This is a genomic window from Mesorhizobium monacense, assembly GCF_056781675.1.
In genome coordinates, this window is sequence record NZ_CM165567.1 from 195,792 (window position 1) to 212,604 (window position 16,813).

General features: G+C 63.8%; 14 protein-coding genes. 9 read left to right on the forward strand and 5 right to left on the reverse strand.

Annotated features, from left to right (window positions below):
* Position 1: 1 nt before the first annotated feature.
* Positions 2–2,965 carry a DNA polymerase I gene (gene polA, locus AC1RUK_RS00860; RefSeq protein ID WP_481839610.1) on the reverse strand — a complete coding sequence of 988 codons (2,964 nt, stop codon included), beginning with the start codon at positions 2,963–2,965 and terminating at the stop codon, positions 2–4.
* 424 nt (positions 2,966–3,389) lie between these two features.
* Between polA and AC1RUK_RS00865 the strand changes: the two genes are divergently transcribed.
* The 6 genes from AC1RUK_RS00865 to AC1RUK_RS00890 all read left to right on the forward strand — a co-directional run bounded on the left by AC1RUK_RS00865 (position 3,390) and on the right by AC1RUK_RS00890 (position 7,477).
* Positions 3,390–4,775: a M20/M25/M40 family metallo-hydrolase gene (locus tag AC1RUK_RS00865; protein WP_481837147.1), complete on the forward strand. Its 1,386-nt coding sequence runs from the start codon at positions 3,390–3,392 to the stop codon at positions 4,773–4,775.
* A gap of 132 nt (positions 4,776–4,907) precedes the next feature.
* Complete coding sequence (locus AC1RUK_RS00870; protein WP_481837146.1) at positions 4,908–5,528, forward strand: ribonuclease D; 621 nt, start codon at positions 4,908–4,910, stop codon at positions 5,526–5,528.
* Positions 5,529–5,601: 73 nt separating this feature from the next.
* Positions 5,602–5,805 (forward strand): hypothetical protein, encoded by a 204-nt coding sequence (locus AC1RUK_RS00875; protein ID WP_481837145.1) that lies wholly within the window; start codon positions 5,602–5,604, stop codon positions 5,803–5,805.
* A 106-nt stretch (positions 5,806–5,911) separates the two neighbouring features.
* Positions 5,912–6,166: a GlsB/YeaQ/YmgE family stress response membrane protein gene (locus AC1RUK_RS00880; protein ID WP_436173540.1), complete on the forward strand. Its 255-nt coding sequence runs from the start codon at positions 5,912–5,914 to the stop codon at positions 6,164–6,166.
* 24 nt (positions 6,167–6,190) lie between these two features.
* Positions 6,191–6,337: a hypothetical protein gene (locus tag AC1RUK_RS00885; RefSeq protein ID WP_404278131.1), complete on the forward strand. Its 147-nt coding sequence runs from the start codon at positions 6,191–6,193 to the stop codon at positions 6,335–6,337.
* Positions 6,338–6,514: 177 nt separating this feature from the next.
* Complete coding sequence (locus AC1RUK_RS00890) at positions 6,515–7,477, forward strand: YncE family protein (protein WP_481837144.1); 963 nt, start codon at positions 6,515–6,517, stop codon at positions 7,475–7,477.
* Here the strand turns inward: AC1RUK_RS00890 and AC1RUK_RS00895 are convergent.
* Entirely contained in the window at positions 7,474–8,571 is a 1,098-nt protein-coding gene (locus tag AC1RUK_RS00895; protein WP_481840168.1) for a glycosyltransferase family 9 protein, read from the reverse strand. The genes AC1RUK_RS00890 and AC1RUK_RS00895 overlap by 4 nt on opposite strands.
* 370 nt (positions 8,572–8,941) lie before the next feature.
* Between AC1RUK_RS00895 and AC1RUK_RS00900 the strand changes: the two genes are divergently transcribed.
* Complete coding sequence (locus AC1RUK_RS00900) at positions 8,942–11,197, forward strand: transglycosylase domain-containing protein (RefSeq protein ID WP_481837142.1); 2,256 nt, start codon at positions 8,942–8,944, stop codon at positions 11,195–11,197.
* 155 nt (positions 11,198–11,352) lie between these two features.
* Positions 11,353–12,105, forward strand: a complete 753-nt coding sequence (locus AC1RUK_RS00905) for an SDR family NAD(P)-dependent oxidoreductase (RefSeq protein ID WP_436173536.1) — start codon at positions 11,353–11,355, stop codon at positions 12,103–12,105.
* A gap of 12 nt (positions 12,106–12,117) precedes the next feature.
* On the opposite strand, the gene AC1RUK_RS00910 is transcribed toward AC1RUK_RS00905, so the two are convergent.
* Entirely contained in the window at positions 12,118–13,038 is a 921-nt protein-coding gene (locus AC1RUK_RS00910) for a zinc-binding dehydrogenase (protein WP_481837141.1), read from the reverse strand.
* 223 nt (positions 13,039–13,261) lie between these two features.
* On the opposite strand from AC1RUK_RS00910, the gene AC1RUK_RS00915 reads away from it, so the two are divergent.
* Entirely contained in the window at positions 13,262–14,071 is an 810-nt protein-coding gene (locus AC1RUK_RS00915) for an AraC family transcriptional regulator (protein WP_481837140.1), read from the forward strand.
* 97 nt (positions 14,072–14,168) lie between these two features.
* Here AC1RUK_RS00915 and AC1RUK_RS00920 read toward each other — a convergent pair whose 3' ends face one another.
* Positions 14,169–15,950, reverse strand: a complete 1,782-nt coding sequence (locus tag AC1RUK_RS00920) for a cation:proton antiporter domain-containing protein (RefSeq protein ID WP_481840169.1) — start codon at positions 15,948–15,950, stop codon at positions 14,169–14,171.
* A gap of 162 nt (positions 15,951–16,112) precedes the next feature.
* Positions 16,113–16,562 carry a baeRF12 domain-containing protein gene (locus AC1RUK_RS00925; protein WP_481837138.1) on the reverse strand — a complete coding sequence of 150 codons (450 nt, stop codon included), beginning with the start codon at positions 16,560–16,562 and terminating at the stop codon, positions 16,113–16,115.
* Positions 16,563–16,813 lie beyond the last annotated feature (251 nt).

Consider the following 16,813-nt stretch of genomic DNA (forward strand, 5'->3'; position numbering starts at 1 on the left):
CTCAATGCGCCTCGTCCCAGTTGTTGGCGGCCCGCGCATCGACATGCAATGGCACCGACATCGATACCGCCGGCATCGGCGCGTTCTCCATCACCCGGCGCACGACCGGGATCGTCGCCTCGACTTCCGCCTCCACCGTTTCGAAGATCAACTCGTCATGCACCTGCAGCAGCATGCCGGCGGAAAGCCCTGCCTTCTCCAGCGCCTCGTCCATATGCACCATGGCGCGGCGGATGATATCGGCGGCGGTGCCTTGCAGCCTGGCGTTGATCGAAGCGCGCTCGTTGAAGGCGCGGATCGAAGGGTTCGACGATCGTATCTCCGGATAGTGGATGCGGCGGCCGAAGATGGTTTCGACGAAGCCATGTTCGCGGGCATAGGCCTTGGTCGCCTCGATATAGTCGCGGATGCCGGGGAAGCGCTCGAAATACTTCTTGATGTAGGCGCCGGCCTCCTCGCGCGGGATCGACAGCTGGTTGGCAAGGCCGAAGGCCGAGATGCCGTAAATGATGCCGAAATTGATCGCCTTGGCGCGGCGGCGCACTTCCGAAGGCATGCCTTCCACCGGCACGTTGAACATTTCCGAGGCGGTGATGGCGTGGATGTCGGCGCCGTCGGCGAAGGCCTGCGTCAGCTGCGGGATTTCGGCGACATGGGCAAGCACGCGCAATTCGATCTGGCTGTAGTCGGCCGAAACCAGCTTGTGCCCCTTGTCGGCGATGAAGGCGGTCCTGATCTTGCGCCCCTCGGCGGTGCGCACCGGGATGTTCTGCAGATTGGGATCGGATGAGGACAGCCGGCCGGTCGTCGTCGCGGCCAGTGCATAGGAGGTGTGCACGCGCTTTGTATCAGGGTGGATGAAGCCCGGCAGCGCGTCGGTATAGGTCGATTTCAGCTTGGTGAGCTGGCGCCAGTCGACGATCTTGCGTGGCAACTCGTGGCCTTCGGCGGCGAGGTCTTCCAGCAGCTGCGCCGAGGTCGACCATTGGCCGGTCTTGGTCTTTGAGCCGCCGGGCAGCCCCATGCGCCCGAACAATATGTCGCCCAGCTGTTTCGGCGAACCGATATTGATGCGTTCGCCGACGAGGCCGTAGATTTCCTCTTCCAGCCGGGCAGCGCCCTGCGCCAGCTCGCCGGAGAGCCGCGACAGGATCTGGCGGTCGACCGAGATGCCGCGCTGTTCCATCCTGGCCAATACCGGCACCAGCGGCCGCTCAAGACGCTCATAGACCGAGACCAGCCCCTTGGCGGCCAGACGCGGCTTCAGCACCTGCCACAGCCGAAACGCCACGTCCGCATGGCCGGCTGCGTAGGCGGTCGCCCTGTCGATGTCGACCTGCTCGAAACCGACCGAGCTTCTTCCGGAGCCTGCGAGATCCTTGAGCGGGGTCGTGGCATGGCCGAGCCATTTGTCGGAAAGAGCTGACAAGGTGTGATGGCCGGTGCCGGCGTCGAGCACGTAGGAGATCAGCATGGTGTCGTCGAAAGGCGCGACGTCGACGCCATGGCGGCTCATGACGACGATGTCGTATTTCACGTCCTGCACGATCTTGAGGACCGATCTGTCCTCCAGCAGGGGTTTCAGCAGCGCAAGCGCCTCACGGATGGGGACCTGGTTCTCCAGCATTCCGCCGCCGAGCAGGTCGCCGGCGCCGCTCTTGTGGGCAAGCGGCACATAGGCGGCGCGGCCGGGCGCAATCGCCATTGAAAAACCGATGAGATCGGCGAGCATCGGGTCGGACGAGGTTGTCTCGGTGTCGAAGGCAACGACGCCGGTCTCTCTCGCCTTAGCCAGCCAGGCCTTCAGCGTTGCCGAGTCGCGGATCGCGACATAGGCGCCGGCGTCGATCCTGGCAGCGGAAGCCGCTTCGAGGCGGAGGGCGGCAAGTAGGGAAGGGGTGTCGCCTGCCTTGGCTGCTTCCGCCTTGGCTGCAGCCGGCGCTGCTCCAGCATCGTTCGGCCCGGCGCCCGCCGCGCTTGGGGCTGCTGCTGGTGCGCCGGCGCCGACATCGGGACCATGCGCGGTGTCGGCGCGCTCGACCGAGACGGCAACGGCCTGGACATCGCCGGCCTCGGTGCCGGTCGCTTCCGCAACGCGGCGGGTCAGCGAGGAAAATTCCATGGTCTTGAGGAAGCCGATCAGCTTCGGCCCGTCCGGAGCGTGCAGCACGAAGTCGTCGAGCCCATCAGCGACCGGCACGTCGTTCTTCAGCGTCACCAGCTGGCGCGAAATGCGCGCCTTGTCGGCGTTGGCGATGATCGATTCCCGCCTCTTGTCCTGTTTGATCTCGCCGGCGCGCTCAAGCAGCCCGTCGAGGTCGCCGAACTGTTCCAGCAATTGCGCCGCCGTCTTCGGCCCGATACCGGGGACGCCCGGCACATTGTCGACCGAGTCGCCGGTCAGCGCCTGCAGATCGATCATCTTTTCCGGCGGCACGCCCCATTTCTCGATCACCTCGGGAATGCCGATCTGGCGGTCCTTCATCGGGTCGTACATGCCGACCGTGTCGCCGACCAGCTGCATCAGGTCCTTGTCGGAAGAGATGATCGTGGTGTCGCCGCCGGCCTCACAGGCAAGCTTGCAATAGGTGGCGATCAGGTCGTCGGCCTCAAACCCTTCCATCTCGATGCAAGGCAGGTTGAAGGCCTTGGTCGCCTGGCGGATCAGGCCGAATTGCGGGATCAGGTCTTCGGGCGGGGCCGAGCGATTGGCCTTGTATTCGGGGTAAAGCTCATTGCGGAAGGTCTTTGACGAATAGTCGAAGATCACGGCGAAATGCGTCGGCACCAGACCGACATCGGTGTTGCGGGCGTCCTGCATCAGCTTCCACAGCATGTTGCAGAAGCCGGAAACGGCGCCGACAGGCAGACCGTCGGATTTGCGGGTCAGCGGCGGCAGCGCGTGATAGGCGCGAAAAATGTAGCCGGAGCCGTCGATAAGGAAGAGATGATCGCCTTTTTTCATGCCGGCAGGGATAGCGCGGCGCGGCTGCGCGGTCCATGCCAAAGGCGGCTTCCGTCAACGGTTCCGGCAATACCCTGACAGAACCCGGCGCTGATGGGCCGGCCGCTCACGGGTATGTTACAAAAGTGTAATTTTGGTGCCCTTAAATCGCCACGTTCAAGGACCCAAATACATGTCATCGGCAGTTTTCGCCGAAGTCCGGAGCAAGGCCCGTCCCCCGCCTATCCCGGACACCTGCGGCAGCCTATCCCCCCTCTCCGGGCTGCCGCATCGTTTCGAGTAAAAGGCCGCCGTGGTTCCCCCTCCACCACGGCGGCTCTTTTTTGCCCCCATATTGTAGATGGCCGTGGCCCAACGTTCGTGGGCTTTTCGTTTTCACGTGCTGCCTTTACGATTCCGCCTGTGAATCGAAAGGCCTGTAGCAATGTCCCAAGTTTCTCCCGTCCTCGATCGTCTCGACAGCAATCTCGACCAGAGCCTGGAGCGGCTGTTCGGCCTGCTCAGCATCAAGTCGATCTCCACCGACCCAAGCTACGCCGCCGACTGCCGCAAGGCGGCGGAATGGCTGGTGGCCGAGCTCAAGCTGATCGGCTTCGACGCCAGCGTGCGCGATACGCCTGGACATCCGATGGTGGTGGCGCATCATGAAGGACCGGCTGGGGCACCGCATGTGCTGTTCTACGGCCATTACGACGTGCAGCCGGTCGATCCGATCGAGCTTTGGGAGAACGATCCGTTCGCGCCAGCGGTGAAGGAGGTCGAACCCGGCCACAAGGTGATCACCGGCCGCGGCTCAGCCGACGACAAGGGGCAGTTGATGACCTTCGTCGAGGCCTGCCGCGCCTGGAAGCAGGTGCATGGCAGCCTGCCTTGCCGCATCACCATCCTGCTCGAAGGCGAGGAGGAATCCGGCTCGCCGTCGCTGAAGCCGTTCCTCGACGCCAACAGGGCCGAACTCAAGACCGACTTCGCACTGGTCTGCGATACCAGCATGTGGGACCGCGAGACCCCGTCGATCTGCGTTTCGCTGCGCGGAATGGTGGGCGAGGAGGTCACCGTCAAGGCGGCCAGCCGCGATCTGCATTCGGGCCTCTATGGCGGCCCTGCCGCCAACCCGATCCGCATCCTGGCGAAAATCCTGGCCGACATTCACGACAAGGACGGCCGCGTGACCATTCCCGGCTTCTATGACGGGGTCGAGGAGACGCCCTCGCAAATCCTGAAATCATGGGAGACTCTCGGCGAGACCGCCGAAACCTTCCTCGGCCCCGTCGGACTGTCCATACCCGCCGGCGAAAAAGGCCGTTCCGTGCTCGAGCTCACCTGGGCGCGGCCGACGGCCGAATTCAACGGCATCATCGGCGGCTACACGGGAAAAGGCTTCAAGACGGTGATCGCGGCGGAAGCTTCGGCGAAAGTGTCGTTCCGCCTGGTGCACAAGCAGGACCCGAAGAAGATCCGCGCCGCTTTCCAGACTTTCGTGCGGGAACGCATTCCGGCCGATTGCTCGGTCGAATTCCATCCGCATGGCGGCTCGCCGGCGATCCAGCTTTCCTATGACTCGCCGTTCCTGGCCAAGGCCAAGGACGCGCTATCCGACGAATGGGCGAAACAGGCCGTCACCACGGGCGGCGGTGGTTCGATCCCGGTGGTCGGCGACTTCCAGACCTATCTCGGCATCGAGTCGCTGCTGGTCGGCTTCGGTCTCGACGACGACCGTATCCATTCGCCCAACGAGAAATACGAGCTCACTTCCTTCCACAAGGGGCAGCGCTCCTGGGCCCGCATTCTCGACGCGCTGACGCGCTGAATTGGCGTGAAAGTCAAGTTTCTGTTGATTTTTCGCCGGATCGCGGCGAGGACGGATGACTAGCGTTAGGTGCTGCAGCGTCCTTTGCGCATCCCAGATGCGCGGCGCTGCAGGCCGCGACCGGAGAAGACGATGAGCGACATCCGCTTCCACAAAAATGACTTGCCCGACCTTTCGCACTACAATGTCGGGGCGGTGGCCATCGACACCGAGACGCTGGGGCTGCACCCGCATCGCGACCGGCTCTGCGTGGTGCAGATCTCGCCCGGCGACGGCTCAGCCGACGTCATCCAGATCGCACCCGGCCAGAAGAAGGCGCCGAACCTCGTCAGCCTGCTCAGGAACAGGGGCATCACCAAGCTGTTCCATTTCGGCCGCTTCGATCTCGCCGTGCTCTACAACGCCTTCGGCGTCATGCCGGAGCCGGTGTTCTGCACCAAGATCGCCTCGCGGCTGACCCGCACCTATACCGACCGGCATGGGCTGAAGGACATCTGCAGCGAGTTGCTCGGCATCGGCCTGTCGAAGGTGCAGCAATCGTCGGACTGGGCAGCCGAGACGCTGTCGCCGGAACAGCTCGAATACGCCGCCTCCGACGTGCTCTACCTGCACCGGCTGCGCGAGGTGCTGGCTGCCCGGCTGGCGCGCGAGAACAGGACGAAGGAGGCTGACGCCTGCTTTCGCTTCCTGCCGACGCGTGCCAAGCTCGACCTGATGGGCTGGGCCGAAGAGGATATCTTCGCCCATAGCTGACGGCTGCGGAACCAGGGCGCCGTTGGCCGCGTTCCGTCGGCTCAAAGAGGGATGACCTCGAAGAGGGGAAGACATGGCAGACCGCAAGCCGATATCGACCGCACCGACGGACGGTTCCAGGGTCACCGTCTACTGGAAAGACAGCAACAGCGTGATCAACGAATCCATCGCCCAGTATCGCGACGGTGCCTGGTGGACCCATATCGACAGCGATACGCAAAAGCGGGTCGAACCGACGAGCTGGCGGCCGGCCTCCGAGGATGGTGACGACGACTGACGCCGCCGCTGGCGGGCCCGGCTGCTTTCGCATAGCCTGAAGTCGTTGATATCGAGGCCGATTCGGGGCGTTCGCTCCGCCGTCGCCCTTTGCTCGGAGGAACTCAATGGGTATCGAAAGCCTTCTCATCTTCATCATCATCGGCGCCATCGCCGGCTGGCTGGCCGGCCTCGTCGTCTCAGGCTTCGGCTTCGGCCTGGTCGGCAACATCGTCGTCGGCATTATCGGTGCCTTCATCGCCGGTTGGCTTTTCCCCAGGCTCGGCTTTGCCATTGGCGGCGGCATCCTCGCCGCCATCATCAATGCCACGATCGGCGCCATCATCCTGTTGCTGGTGGTCAAGGTCTTGAAACGAGCCTGACGCACGACACCAGAAGGGCGCGCCATGAAACAGAACATGCTCTATTTGATCATCGGCGCGCTCGTCGTGGTCGTCATCGCCCTTGGCATCTACGTCTATCGCGAACAGACCAAGCCGAAGGGCGTGGAGCTGAAGATCGACGACAAGGGCATTTCGATCCAGCAGAATTGATCACGACGGATTGACGCCGGGCTGTCAGGCTTGACCGGACAACCGCGGATCAGGCTTTATCACTGCGTCCCACGCCAAGGCGGGGCAGCGGGCACCTTCCATTCCTTCCCCTCTTCAAGGGTCAGGCCTCAGGTGATACCCCGGATCGACTTCAGGGCCAGCGATGCTGTTCGAGCCGTGCTTTCGGCAATCGGGCGCACGGAAGATGTGCGCTTTTCGCCCGACAACCGGTTGTTGGCCATCGCCGGCTTTGGGCGAAAGCGCTGCCTGATCCTGCGGATCGAGGTCGAGCCAGCCTCCGATGGCCCCGAGGTCACGATCCATGATCACATGGAACTGACATCCGACTGCATCGGCGAGGTTCATGGCCTCGATTTCATCGACGACCGGACCCTGGAAGTCGCCAATCGCGATGGGCTGGTTGGGATATTCTCGCTGCCTGCGGGAGAGCCTGCCGGCAGAAGCCTTGAAATCTCGCCGCGCCGCCAGATCAAGAGCGGGCTGTTCTGCAAGCTGAGCACGCCCGGTTCGATCGCAGTCAGGCGGGAGTCCCGCAGCCGGACCAGCCTGCTGGTCTGCAACAACTATACGCACCGGGTCACCCGGCATGTCGTCGACCGGCGGCTGGGATATCGCGCGCTGAGGAACCAGGTGCTGCTGAAACGGGGCCTCGATATTCCCGACGGCATCGCGCTCAGCCATGACGGCCAATGGGTCGCCATCAGCAGCCATGGTACCAAGGATGTGAAGATCTACAGCCTGTCGGGGCCGCTTGGACCCGACACCGACCCGGCTGGGATCCTGGACAACGCCAACTATCCGCACGGCCTGCGCTTCACCGCTGACGACCGGCACATTCTTGTCGCCGACGCCGGCAGTCCAAGGCTGCATGTCTATGACAGCGAAGGCGGCTGGAGCGGACGCCGCACCCCTTCGCGCTCGCTTGTCGTCCTCGACGATGAGACCTTCCTGCGCGGCAGGATCAGTGACGAGGAAGGCGGGCCGAAGGGCCTCGATATCGACCGCTCGAACAATGTCGTGGCGTTGGCCTGCGAAGAGCAGGCACTGGCGTTTTATTCGCTGGCTTCGATCATCGGGCGGGTAGGGCAGCGGCTCGAGCCGGAGTTGACGCGCCTCTAAGGGTAAGTATTTGAAGTGGTTGGGACGGCTACGGCTCCGGCGGCCTGAGCATCGGCAACACCAACTTTCGGTTGGTAGTGAGGGCTTGGGCTTGGCGCCGAGTTCGACGCCCACCGGACTATTTCCTGGACGCGGGCAACCACGACATTAAGAGGTATATCCTCGGTTTTCCTCGATCCGAACTCGCGCGCTTCCACTACCCAATGATGCGGGGTGAGCGGGCGCCAGAGGCGGGCTTTCGACGGGCCTGCCAATGTAAGCAGTGCACCCTGCCGAGTGGCCACCAGATGTCCAAGCCCGCTCTCTGCGGCAACAATGCAGATCGCACGATCGGCGAGAGCGTGGAACAGCCAAGGAAGCAACGCCAAATCCTGAACCGAACCGACATCGACAATCTTCGACACGCCGTCCTTTTCAATCCAGTTGCGCTGCTCGGTTTCTTGCGGCCCGAGCAGGAAAACAGGAATGATGCCATCGCTGGCAATGTGTTTGGCCAGGTCCGTCCATTTCTGCCGATGCCAGAACTTATTCATGGTCGGGCCGGGAGACAGGCCAATAAAGCGCTCGCCCGGCGGAATGAGTCGCAAAGCCTCGTCGCGTGCCTTTTCGAACACGGGCAATCTGGCGTCGAAAGGCAAAAGGCGGCCAGTGGCCAGTTCGACCATCCGATGCCATCGCAGGGCGTTGGTAGGGGGGCGAGGCTCGAAAAAGCCGGCAATATTGCGTCGCAGAGCGAAGCCTACCGAATTGGCAATGTACCGCGCAGGCAGTCCTGTCGCTGCAAAATAGCTCCGAGGCGTCTCCTTGCTTGAGCGAAGATCCAACACGAGGTCCACGGTGCCAAGTCGGCGTATCAGCGCACGCACCTCAGAAATGTTGGACAGGCGCTGATCGACTAGAATTTCATCGATAAGTTCGGGCTGAACGGGGGCCAATGTTGTGCGCCACACGGTGTCCAAATCCGATGCGCAGACGATCCGATGAGTGGGTAAAGCCAGCCTCAGCGCGCGGTAGACTGGAATCCGCAAAATCGCGTCCCCAAGCTTTTCATTGCGCGTCAGCACCAGGACTACTGGCTTTTCTGAAATCTTCATGTTCGCAGCGCCAAACCCCGAAAATCTTCGCGCTAATGCAAGATGATGCCGAAGGCAAGCAGTGACCGAGCCACAGGCCAAGCTTGCAGCGAATACTTTTGCCCTCGCGGGTTCACATTGCGCGGCCAACGAAACTCCTCAGGAGTAACCTCGATCAGGATTTAGCCGCGCCGCGCAAGCCACGGCGAAAGGCTTATGTCGGCATGAAAGAACCCATTTCCGCGCGGGAAAGCATCGGTAACGGCAGCGGATTTCCAAATTTCCAAGGCAATTCAACGGGCTGTGAATCCGCCGCTTTAACGCGCCTTTAAACCGCCGCATCTACTCTGCAACCCGAGCGCCATAGGCACCGGGACATTAAGCACAGCGCATGGCGAACCGCAGAGACAGTCGCATCGAACCGAGCTTCGAGGGGCCGTCACAGGCAAAGACCTCGGCCGGGTTTTCGGTGAGCGAGGAGGATCGCGTCGTGCCTGGCAATCGCAAATCCTCCACAGGGCGCAAGACCGCCAGGGCGAAATCATCGCGGCGTGGACGCGGCCGCAGCCGGCGCGGCTTGTTCGGCGTGCTTGGCCGCCTGGTCTACTGGTGCTTCGTGCTCTGCATCTGGGGCGGCATCGCGGCGGCCGGCATCGTCGTCTATTACGGCGCGAAGATGCCTGCGGCCACGACCTGGTCGATCCCCGACCGCGCGCCCAACATCAAGATCGTCTCGGCCGACGGACAATTGCTCGCCAATCGCGGCATGAGCGGCGGTGAGGCGGTTGGCCTGCACGAAATGTCGCCCTACATTCCCGAAGCCGTCATCGCCATCGAGGACCGCCGTTTCTATTCGCATTTCGGCATCGACCCGATCGGCCTGTCGCGCGCCATGGTCACCAACGTGCTCGGCGGGCATTTCTCGCAGGGCGGCTCGACGCTGACCCAGCAGCTGGCCAAGAACCTGTTCCTGACACCGGATCGCACGCTCGAACGCAAGGTGCAGGAAGTGCTGCTGGCGCTGTGGCTGGAGCACAAGCACACCAAGGACCAGATCCTCGAAATGTACCTCAACCGGGTCTATTTCGGCTCCGGTGCCTACGGCGTCGAAGCGGCTTCGCGGCGCTATTTCGGCAAGAGCGCGCGCGACGTCACCTTGTCCGAGGCAGCCCTTCTGGCCGGCCTGTTGAAAGCGCCGTCGCGGCTGTCGCCGGCGCGCGACCCGAAGGCGGCCGAGGAGCGCGCGCAACTGGTGCTCGCCGCCATGCGCGACGAAGGCAAGATCAGCGCCAAGGAACTGACCTCGGCGATGAGCGCGCCGGCGACGCGCGCGCCGTCCTATTGGACCGGCTCGGAAAACTATGTCGCCGACACCATCATGGAAGAATTGCCCGACCTGATCGGCGACGTGCGCGGCGATATCGTCATCGACAGCACGGTCGACCTGACGCTGCAGAAGCTCGCCGAACAGTCGATCCGGCGGCTGATCGACGAGAGCGGCAAGCGGCTCAATGTCAGCCAGGGTGCGCTGGTGTCGATCGACGATTCCGGCGCGGTGCGCGCCATGGTCGGCGGCTACGACTATTCGACCAGCCAGTTCGACCGCGCCTCGGAAGCGCGCCGGCAGCCCGGCTCGGCCTTCAAGCCGTTCGTCTACATGGCCGCACTTGAGGCCGGGCGCACGCCGGACAGCGTGCGCAACGATGCGCCGATCAAGATCGGCAAGTGGACGCCGGACAATTACGGCGGCAAGTATTTCGGCAAGGTGACGCTGGCCACCGCGCTGGCGAAGTCGCTGAACTCGGTCGCGGCACAGCTGACCATGGAGGTCGGGCCCGACGCGGTGGTCGAGGCGGCGCACCGCATGGGCATCCAGTCCGAGCTGCAGGCCAACACCTCGATCGCGCTCGGCACCTCCGAAGTGACGCCGCTGGAACTGACGTCGGCCTATGTTCCCTTCGCCAATGGCGGCTACAAGCCGGACATCCACTTCATCCGCCGCATCACCACGACCGAAGGCAAGGTGCTCTATGACGACAGTGGCGGCGGTGCGCCGCGCGTCGTCAAACCCGAGATCGTCGGTATGATGAACTCGATGATGACCGGCACGGTCGAGATCGGCACCGCCAAGAAGGCGGCCTTTGCCTGGCCGTCGGCCGGCAAGACCGGCACCAGCCAGAATTCGCGCGACGCCTGGTTCGTCGGCTACACCGCCAACCTGACCACCGGCGTCTGGTTCGGCAATGATGACGGCAGCGCGATGAAGAAAGTCACCGGCGGCGCGCTGCCGGCACAGGCCTGGCACGAGTTCATGGTCGCGGCACATGAAGGCGTGCCGGTGCGGCCGCTGCCCGGAACCTGGAAGTCGACGCCATCGGACACGATCGTGCCGGACGACATTCCGTCTGCCGATGTCGGACCGGCGCCGGTGCCGCAGGCGTCGGTCGGCCAGTCCCAGCCTGCTGCCCGAGCGCCTGCGCCTGCCCGCCCTGCACGGCCCGCCCAGACGGTCGATGCCGATGGCTTGGACATGCCGGGCGACGGTGGCACCACCGCTTCGGTCGGGCATCCCGTGCCGCCCGGCAATGTCGGCGGCCCGACCAAGAAGCGGCAGACGTCGATCCTCGACATCCTCACCGGGGGGTAGAGCCTGATAGAATCGGGACGGGGCTCTATCTCTTTGTTTGACCATGATCTTTTCCGAAAACCGGATTCCACTTTTTCGGGATCATGGTCTAAGCGTCAACTCGCCCCTCGCCACGGCATCGGCGTTCCGCTAAATGTCCGGCTGGAGACCGCGACATGGCCGAACCCGACACCAGAAAGACCATCGTGCTGACCGGCGCCAGCCGCGGCATCGGTCATGCCACGGTCAAGCGCTTTTCACGCGAGGGCTGGCGGGTCATCACCTGCTCGCGCCAGGCCTTTGCCGAGGACTGTCCGTGGCCGGCCGGGCCGGAGGACCACATCAAGGTCGATCTGGCCGACCAGGAGGATGTCGGCGTCGCCGTTTCGGAAATCCGTCACCGGCTGGAGGCGCATGGCGGACACCTCAATGCGCTGGTCAACAATGCCGGCATCTCGCCGAAGCTCAGCGACGGCAACAGCCGCATGAACTCGATCGACACGCCGATGCATGTCTGGCGCGACGTGTTCCAGGTCAATTTCTTCGCACCGATCATGCTGGCCAGAGGCCTGTTCAAGGAGCTGGCATCGGCGAAAGGTTCGATCGTCAACGTCACCTCGATCGCCGGCACCCGCGTACACCCCTTCGCCGGCACGGCCTATGCGACGTCGAAGGCGGCGCTCGGTTCGCTGACGCGCGAGATGGCGCATGATTTCGGCCCGCACGGCATCCGCGTCAACGCCATCGCACCGGGCGAGATCGACACGGCGATCCTGTCGCCCGGCACCGACAAGATCGTCGAGACGATCCCGCTCAGAAGGCTCGGCGCTACGGCTGAGGTCGCCGACATCATCTTCTTCCTCTGCTCGCAGCAGGCATCCTACGTGACCGGCTCGGAAATCCACATCAATGGCGGCCAGCACGTGTGAGGCTTCAGGCCGTCATCCGGTCATGGTGAGAACAGCCTTGCCGCTGAAGCTGCGCTGTCGCAGTGCGTCCAGGGCTTGGGCGACGTCTGTCCACCGCACGGTCAAGGCCACGCGGGTTTCCAGCCGGCCAGCCGCGACCAGAGCGAGCAGCGATGCGATGTCCGCGCCAATGCCGGAGCCAGAAGTGTAGTACGCGAAAGTCTGAAGCCTCGCCCCCTCGTGACCAGGCACAAACTGGCGGAATCCAACGGGCGTGAGTTCGCCACTGCTCGAACCGAGCATGACGACGATCCCGCCAGGTGCGACTCGCTCGATCGCGTGTGCGAGGCTTTCACCGCCGACTGACTCGGTGATCAGTGAAAATGGCCCCTCGGCCAGCTCGATCGACTCGACTACCTGCTCGGCGCCCAGGCGGCGGAGATCCTCGCCGTGCCGTGCGGCGGCGATCGCGGTCACCGACGCACCCTGCTGGCGGGCGATCTGGATCTGGAAACGACCGACCGCACCGCTTGCGCCGGTGATCAGGATCTGCTGGCCGGCCAGGTCGCCGCCGTGGCGCAGAGTCCTCAGCGCCGTCGTGCCCGCGACCGGAAGCGTGGCTGCGGAAACGAAGCTGACGTCATCCGGCAGCACGGCGAGACGGTCGGTTGAAACGGCGACGCGTTCGGCCCAGCCGGCCTGGTCGACCAAGGCCGCAACCCGGGTGCCCACGGCTGGCCCGGAGCCATCGGCTGCTGCCTGTTCGACAACCCCAACGATGTCCTGGCCGGGTATCCAGCCGTTCGGACGTATGGTGAACAGGCGCAGTTCGCCGCGGTTCAACGAGGTTGCGTGGACCGAGACAAGCGCCTCGTTCGCGAGGGGCTGAGGTTCCTCGAACTCGGCTAGCCTTAACCCGGTGGCGCTGTCGGGAGACGTGACTAGGGCGAGCATGGGGGTCGTACCTTCCTGCCGGTTTGTGGACGCCAGCTCCCCTGGAAAGCACGGCAAGCTGGCCCACTCAGAGTACCCATCGAGATCGCAGGCCATGCCTGCGATGCGCGCGCGGCGTCATTGCGATCAAGTTGGTGCCCGCCATGCGCAAACCGGAACCTATCGACTTCCCTGGTTTAAGAATTTAGCTATGATGGCATTTAATCGCTGAAAGCCGTCAATCATGAGACAGCCCCTTCGCTATCCCTGGCCCGATCTCGATGTGGATAATGTGCTCGCGCCGGCGATTGCGGTGCGCGTTGACGTCACCGACACCAGAGCGGAGGTACCCGCCCATCGGCATCGCAAGGGCCAACTCGTCTTCGCGCTCGGAGGCGGCGTCACATGCCACGTCCCAAGCGGCCTATGGATGGTACCGCCTCATTGCGGGGTCTGGATTCCCGGCGACATGGAGCACAGCAATGTCGCGACGACCAACGCCCGGATATTTTTCGTGTACATTGAGCCGGGAGCCGCCGATCTGCCGGACCGGTGCTGCACCCTTTCGATCTCGCCGTTGCTGCGCGAACTGATCATCGAGCTGTCCGATGGCGTGCAGGACGACCACGCGAGGGATGAGCTTTTGACCAAGACCCTGCTTGCTGAGCTGCCACGCATGCCTGTCCAGCGGCTGCATCTGCCGATCTCGTCCGAGCCGCGCTTGAGGAGGATCGCCGAAGCGTTGGCGCAAGACCCTGCCGACCGTAGCACACTGGCAGAATGGGCCAGTCGCGTTGCGCTCAGCGAGAGCAGTCTCGCCCGCCTCGTGGTGAAGGAGACAGGGCTGAGCTTCGGACGCTGGCGCCAGCAATTGCACCTGATCGTCGCGATTCGAGAACTGGCTTCCGGTGCGAGCGTGCAGCAGGTTGCGGGCGATCTTGGCTATGGTTCCGTCACGGCCTTCATCACCATGTTCAAGAAGGCGCTTGGGAAGCCGCCGGCAAAATACCTCGGCAGTGTCGCGCAAAACGGCGGCTCTGCATTTATGGCGTGAGCAACTCGCCTGCGGGCGGACGATTGAGATCGATTGTGCAATCTTTCGCCGGCCTTCTGCCAGTGGCGACCAGTACGCATGATCGTGCAGGATCGGCTCAGGCAGCGGACGGTTCAGCCGCCTCAGGCTTGTGGCCCAGAACCTCTTCCACGATGCCGCGGGCGATCTCGCGCTCGCCCATGATGACGGTGTCGGCGCCGAGCCCCTTGAGGTGCTCGACCTCGGCGCCTGAATGGGCTCGGGCGATGACGTCGATGCCAGGATTAGCGGCGCGTGCGCGCAGCACGACCTGTCCTGCCTCGAAGGCATTGGGAATGGCCAGGATCAGCCGCTTTGCACTTTCCGGATTGGCGGCGGCAAACACGTCGGCATTGGCCGCGTTGCCGGAAATGGTTTCAATGCCGTCGGTCCTGAGTTTGGCCAGCGTCTTGTCGGCATCTTCGATGACGAGAAACGGCATTGCGGCGTCCTTGAGTGCCGCGCCGACGAGGCTGCCGACGCGGCCATAACCGATCAGGATGGCGTGGCCGGTGAGCTTTGTCTTCGGCGGTGGCCCGTCCTCCCGAGCTGGCGCCGCGACGGAAGCCACCTCTCCTGGTGCGGTTGCCGGGCCGATCGGTTTTGCCTCGACCGGTGACGCTGCCTTGGCGGCCCGCGCCTCCAGCCATGGCTTCATCCAGTCGATGGCGAGGAACATCAGCGGGTTGAGCACGATCGACAGGATGGCGCCGGCCAGGATCAGGTCGCGTCCCTGTTCGGGCAACAGGCCGAGCCCGACGCCGAGCTCAGCCAGGATGAAGGAGAACTCGCCGATCTGGGCAAGGCTGGCCGAGATCATCAGTGCGGTGGCAATCGGATAGCCGAAGGCGACAACAATGACGAACGCCGCCAGCGATTTGCCGAGCACGATGATGGCCAACGTCGCCAGGATCGGCAGACCATTGCTCATCAGGCTGAACGGGTCGAACAGCATGCCGACCGAAACGAAGAACAGCACCGAGAAGGCGTCGCGCAGCGGCAGCAATTCCTCGGCCGCGCGGTGGCTGAGCTCGGACTCGCTCATGATCATGCCGGCAAAGAAGGCGCCCAGCGCCAGCGAGACGCCGAACAGCTTTGCCGCCCCGAAGGCGACGCCGAGCGCTATGGCGAGCACGGCCAGCCGGAACAGTTCGCGCGAGCCGGTATGGGCAACATAGTGCAGGATCCAGGGAATAAGCCTTCGGCCGACGACCAGCATGACGACGACGAAAGCAGCGACCTTGGCAAGGGTGATGCCGACAACTCCCCAGATGCCGTAGCTGGCAGGCAGCGCCAGCAGGCCGCTGGCGTGGCTGTCCGCTTGTGGCTGGCCGCCGAGCACCCCGGCCAGCGCAGGCAGCAGCACCAGTGCCAGCACCATGGCAAGGTCCTCGACGATCAGCCAGCCGACGGCAATGCGGCCGCGCTCGGTCTCGATCAGCCGGCGTTCCTGCAAGGCGCGCAGCAGCACCACGGTGGAGGCGACGGAAAGCGCCAGGCCGAAGACCAGCCCGGCACCCATCGACCAGCCGAGCAGCCAGGCAAGGCCGGCGCCAAGCGCGGTGGCAAAGGCGATCTGTACGACGGCACCGGGCACGGCGATGGCGCGGACCGACAAAAGGTCCTTCAGAGAAAAATGCAGGCCGACGCCGAACATCAAGAGGATGACGCCGATTTCGGCGAGCTCATTGGCGAGGCCGGCATCGGCGACGAAACCTGGCGTGTTCGGCCCGACCAGCACGCCGGCCACGATATAGCCGACCAGCGGCGGCACGCGAAAACGGTTGGCGAGCGCTCCAAAGACGAAAGCCAGCCCCAGACCGGCGACGATGGTGGCGATAAGGGGCGTGTCATGCGGCATTGTCTATGGAGCGCCTTTCGAAAATCGCGATGTCGGATAGGGCCGCCGGAGGCCGCCGCCTGTTGCAATATGGGGGCTGTCATAGGCGCGAGGCAACCCGCCATGCCGTGAAATGGCCGGCAGTGCCGACAAGAGCGAATGAAGGACCGAATTGCGTGCGGGTCAGGCGGCCTGCAGCAGGCTCTCGATCTCGAAAATAGTGTGGTTGGTCAGGGTCTTCGGAATTTCCGCCTGCACCCTGTCGCCGACCTCCTTGTGCAGCTTCCGGCGCATCTCGCCCAACACCTGCGGCGGCGCGACCAGTACGATCTCCTCGAAGGCGCCGCGATGCGCCAGCCGGTAGAGCCGCTCGGCGATATCGTCGGCGAAGCGCTCCTTGCCGATACGGTGCCAATCGGTGTCCTGAACCGCACTGCGATGGACGGACGGGCCGTCATTGTAGCGGCCCGGGCGGTCGCTGCCTTGATCGCGGGTGGCGGGGTTCTCCTGCTCCATTTCCTGCACCACTTGCAGGTCGGGGAATCGCGTGTCGCCCCGGTTGCGCAGGAACAGCGCCTTCTCACCGTCGGCGACCACAACCCACAGCCCATGCTTCAGCTTGATGTCGCTCATATCGGTTCCTCCGTTTCCTGACCGGCCCCGGATGAGACCGCATGGCCCGATGCCCTGCAGCCTGGGGCTTGAATGGCAAACGCCGGGTCGGGCGAAATCGTTCCGGGGCGACGCCTCGTGCCCGGCCGAAGATCGCCGCGATGCCTTGCAGCATTAATCTACTAATTTGGTAGAATTTAGAAAAAACCGTTTTGCGAGGCCGAGCGCGAGCGGCTAAAAGGGCCGCAGATAGGGGTCTGCAACAGCATCTT

What these genes read in the sequence shown, in the direction of transcription:
- polA (WP_481839610.1), bottom strand. Translation starts at nt 2,965, where the DNA reads ATGAAAAAAGGCGATCATCTCTTCCTTATCGACGGCTCCGGCTACATT.
- AC1RUK_RS00865 (WP_481837147.1), top strand. Translation starts at nt 3,390, where the DNA reads ATGTCCCAAGTTTCTCCCGTCCTCGATCGTCTCGACAGCAATCTCGAC.
- AC1RUK_RS00870 (WP_481837146.1), top strand. Translation starts at nt 4,908, where the DNA reads ATGAGCGACATCCGCTTCCACAAAAATGACTTGCCCGACCTTTCGCAC.
- AC1RUK_RS00875 (WP_481837145.1), top strand. Translation starts at nt 5,602, where the DNA reads ATGGCAGACCGCAAGCCGATATCGACCGCACCGACGGACGGTTCCAGG.
- AC1RUK_RS00880 (WP_436173540.1), top strand. Translation starts at nt 5,912, where the DNA reads ATGGGTATCGAAAGCCTTCTCATCTTCATCATCATCGGCGCCATCGCC.
- AC1RUK_RS00885 (WP_404278131.1), top strand. Translation starts at nt 6,191, where the DNA reads ATGAAACAGAACATGCTCTATTTGATCATCGGCGCGCTCGTCGTGGTC.
- AC1RUK_RS00895 (WP_481840168.1), bottom strand. Translation starts at nt 8,571, where the DNA reads ATGAAGATTTCAGAAAAGCCAGTAGTCCTGGTGCTGACGCGCAATGAA.
- AC1RUK_RS00900 (WP_481837142.1), top strand. Translation starts at nt 8,942, where the DNA reads ATGGCGAACCGCAGAGACAGTCGCATCGAACCGAGCTTCGAGGGGCCG.
- AC1RUK_RS00905 (WP_436173536.1), top strand. Translation starts at nt 11,353, where the DNA reads ATGGCCGAACCCGACACCAGAAAGACCATCGTGCTGACCGGCGCCAGC.
- AC1RUK_RS00910 (WP_481837141.1), bottom strand. Translation starts at nt 13,038, where the DNA reads ATGCTCGCCCTAGTCACGTCTCCCGACAGCGCCACCGGGTTAAGGCTA.
- AC1RUK_RS00915 (WP_481837140.1), top strand. Translation starts at nt 13,262, where the DNA reads ATGAGACAGCCCCTTCGCTATCCCTGGCCCGATCTCGATGTGGATAAT.
- AC1RUK_RS00920 (WP_481840169.1), bottom strand. Translation starts at nt 15,950, where the DNA reads ATGCCGCATGACACGCCCCTTATCGCCACCATCGTCGCCGGTCTGGGG.
- AC1RUK_RS00925 (WP_481837138.1), bottom strand. Translation starts at nt 16,562, where the DNA reads ATGAGCGACATCAAGCTGAAGCATGGGCTGTGGGTTGTGGTCGCCGAC.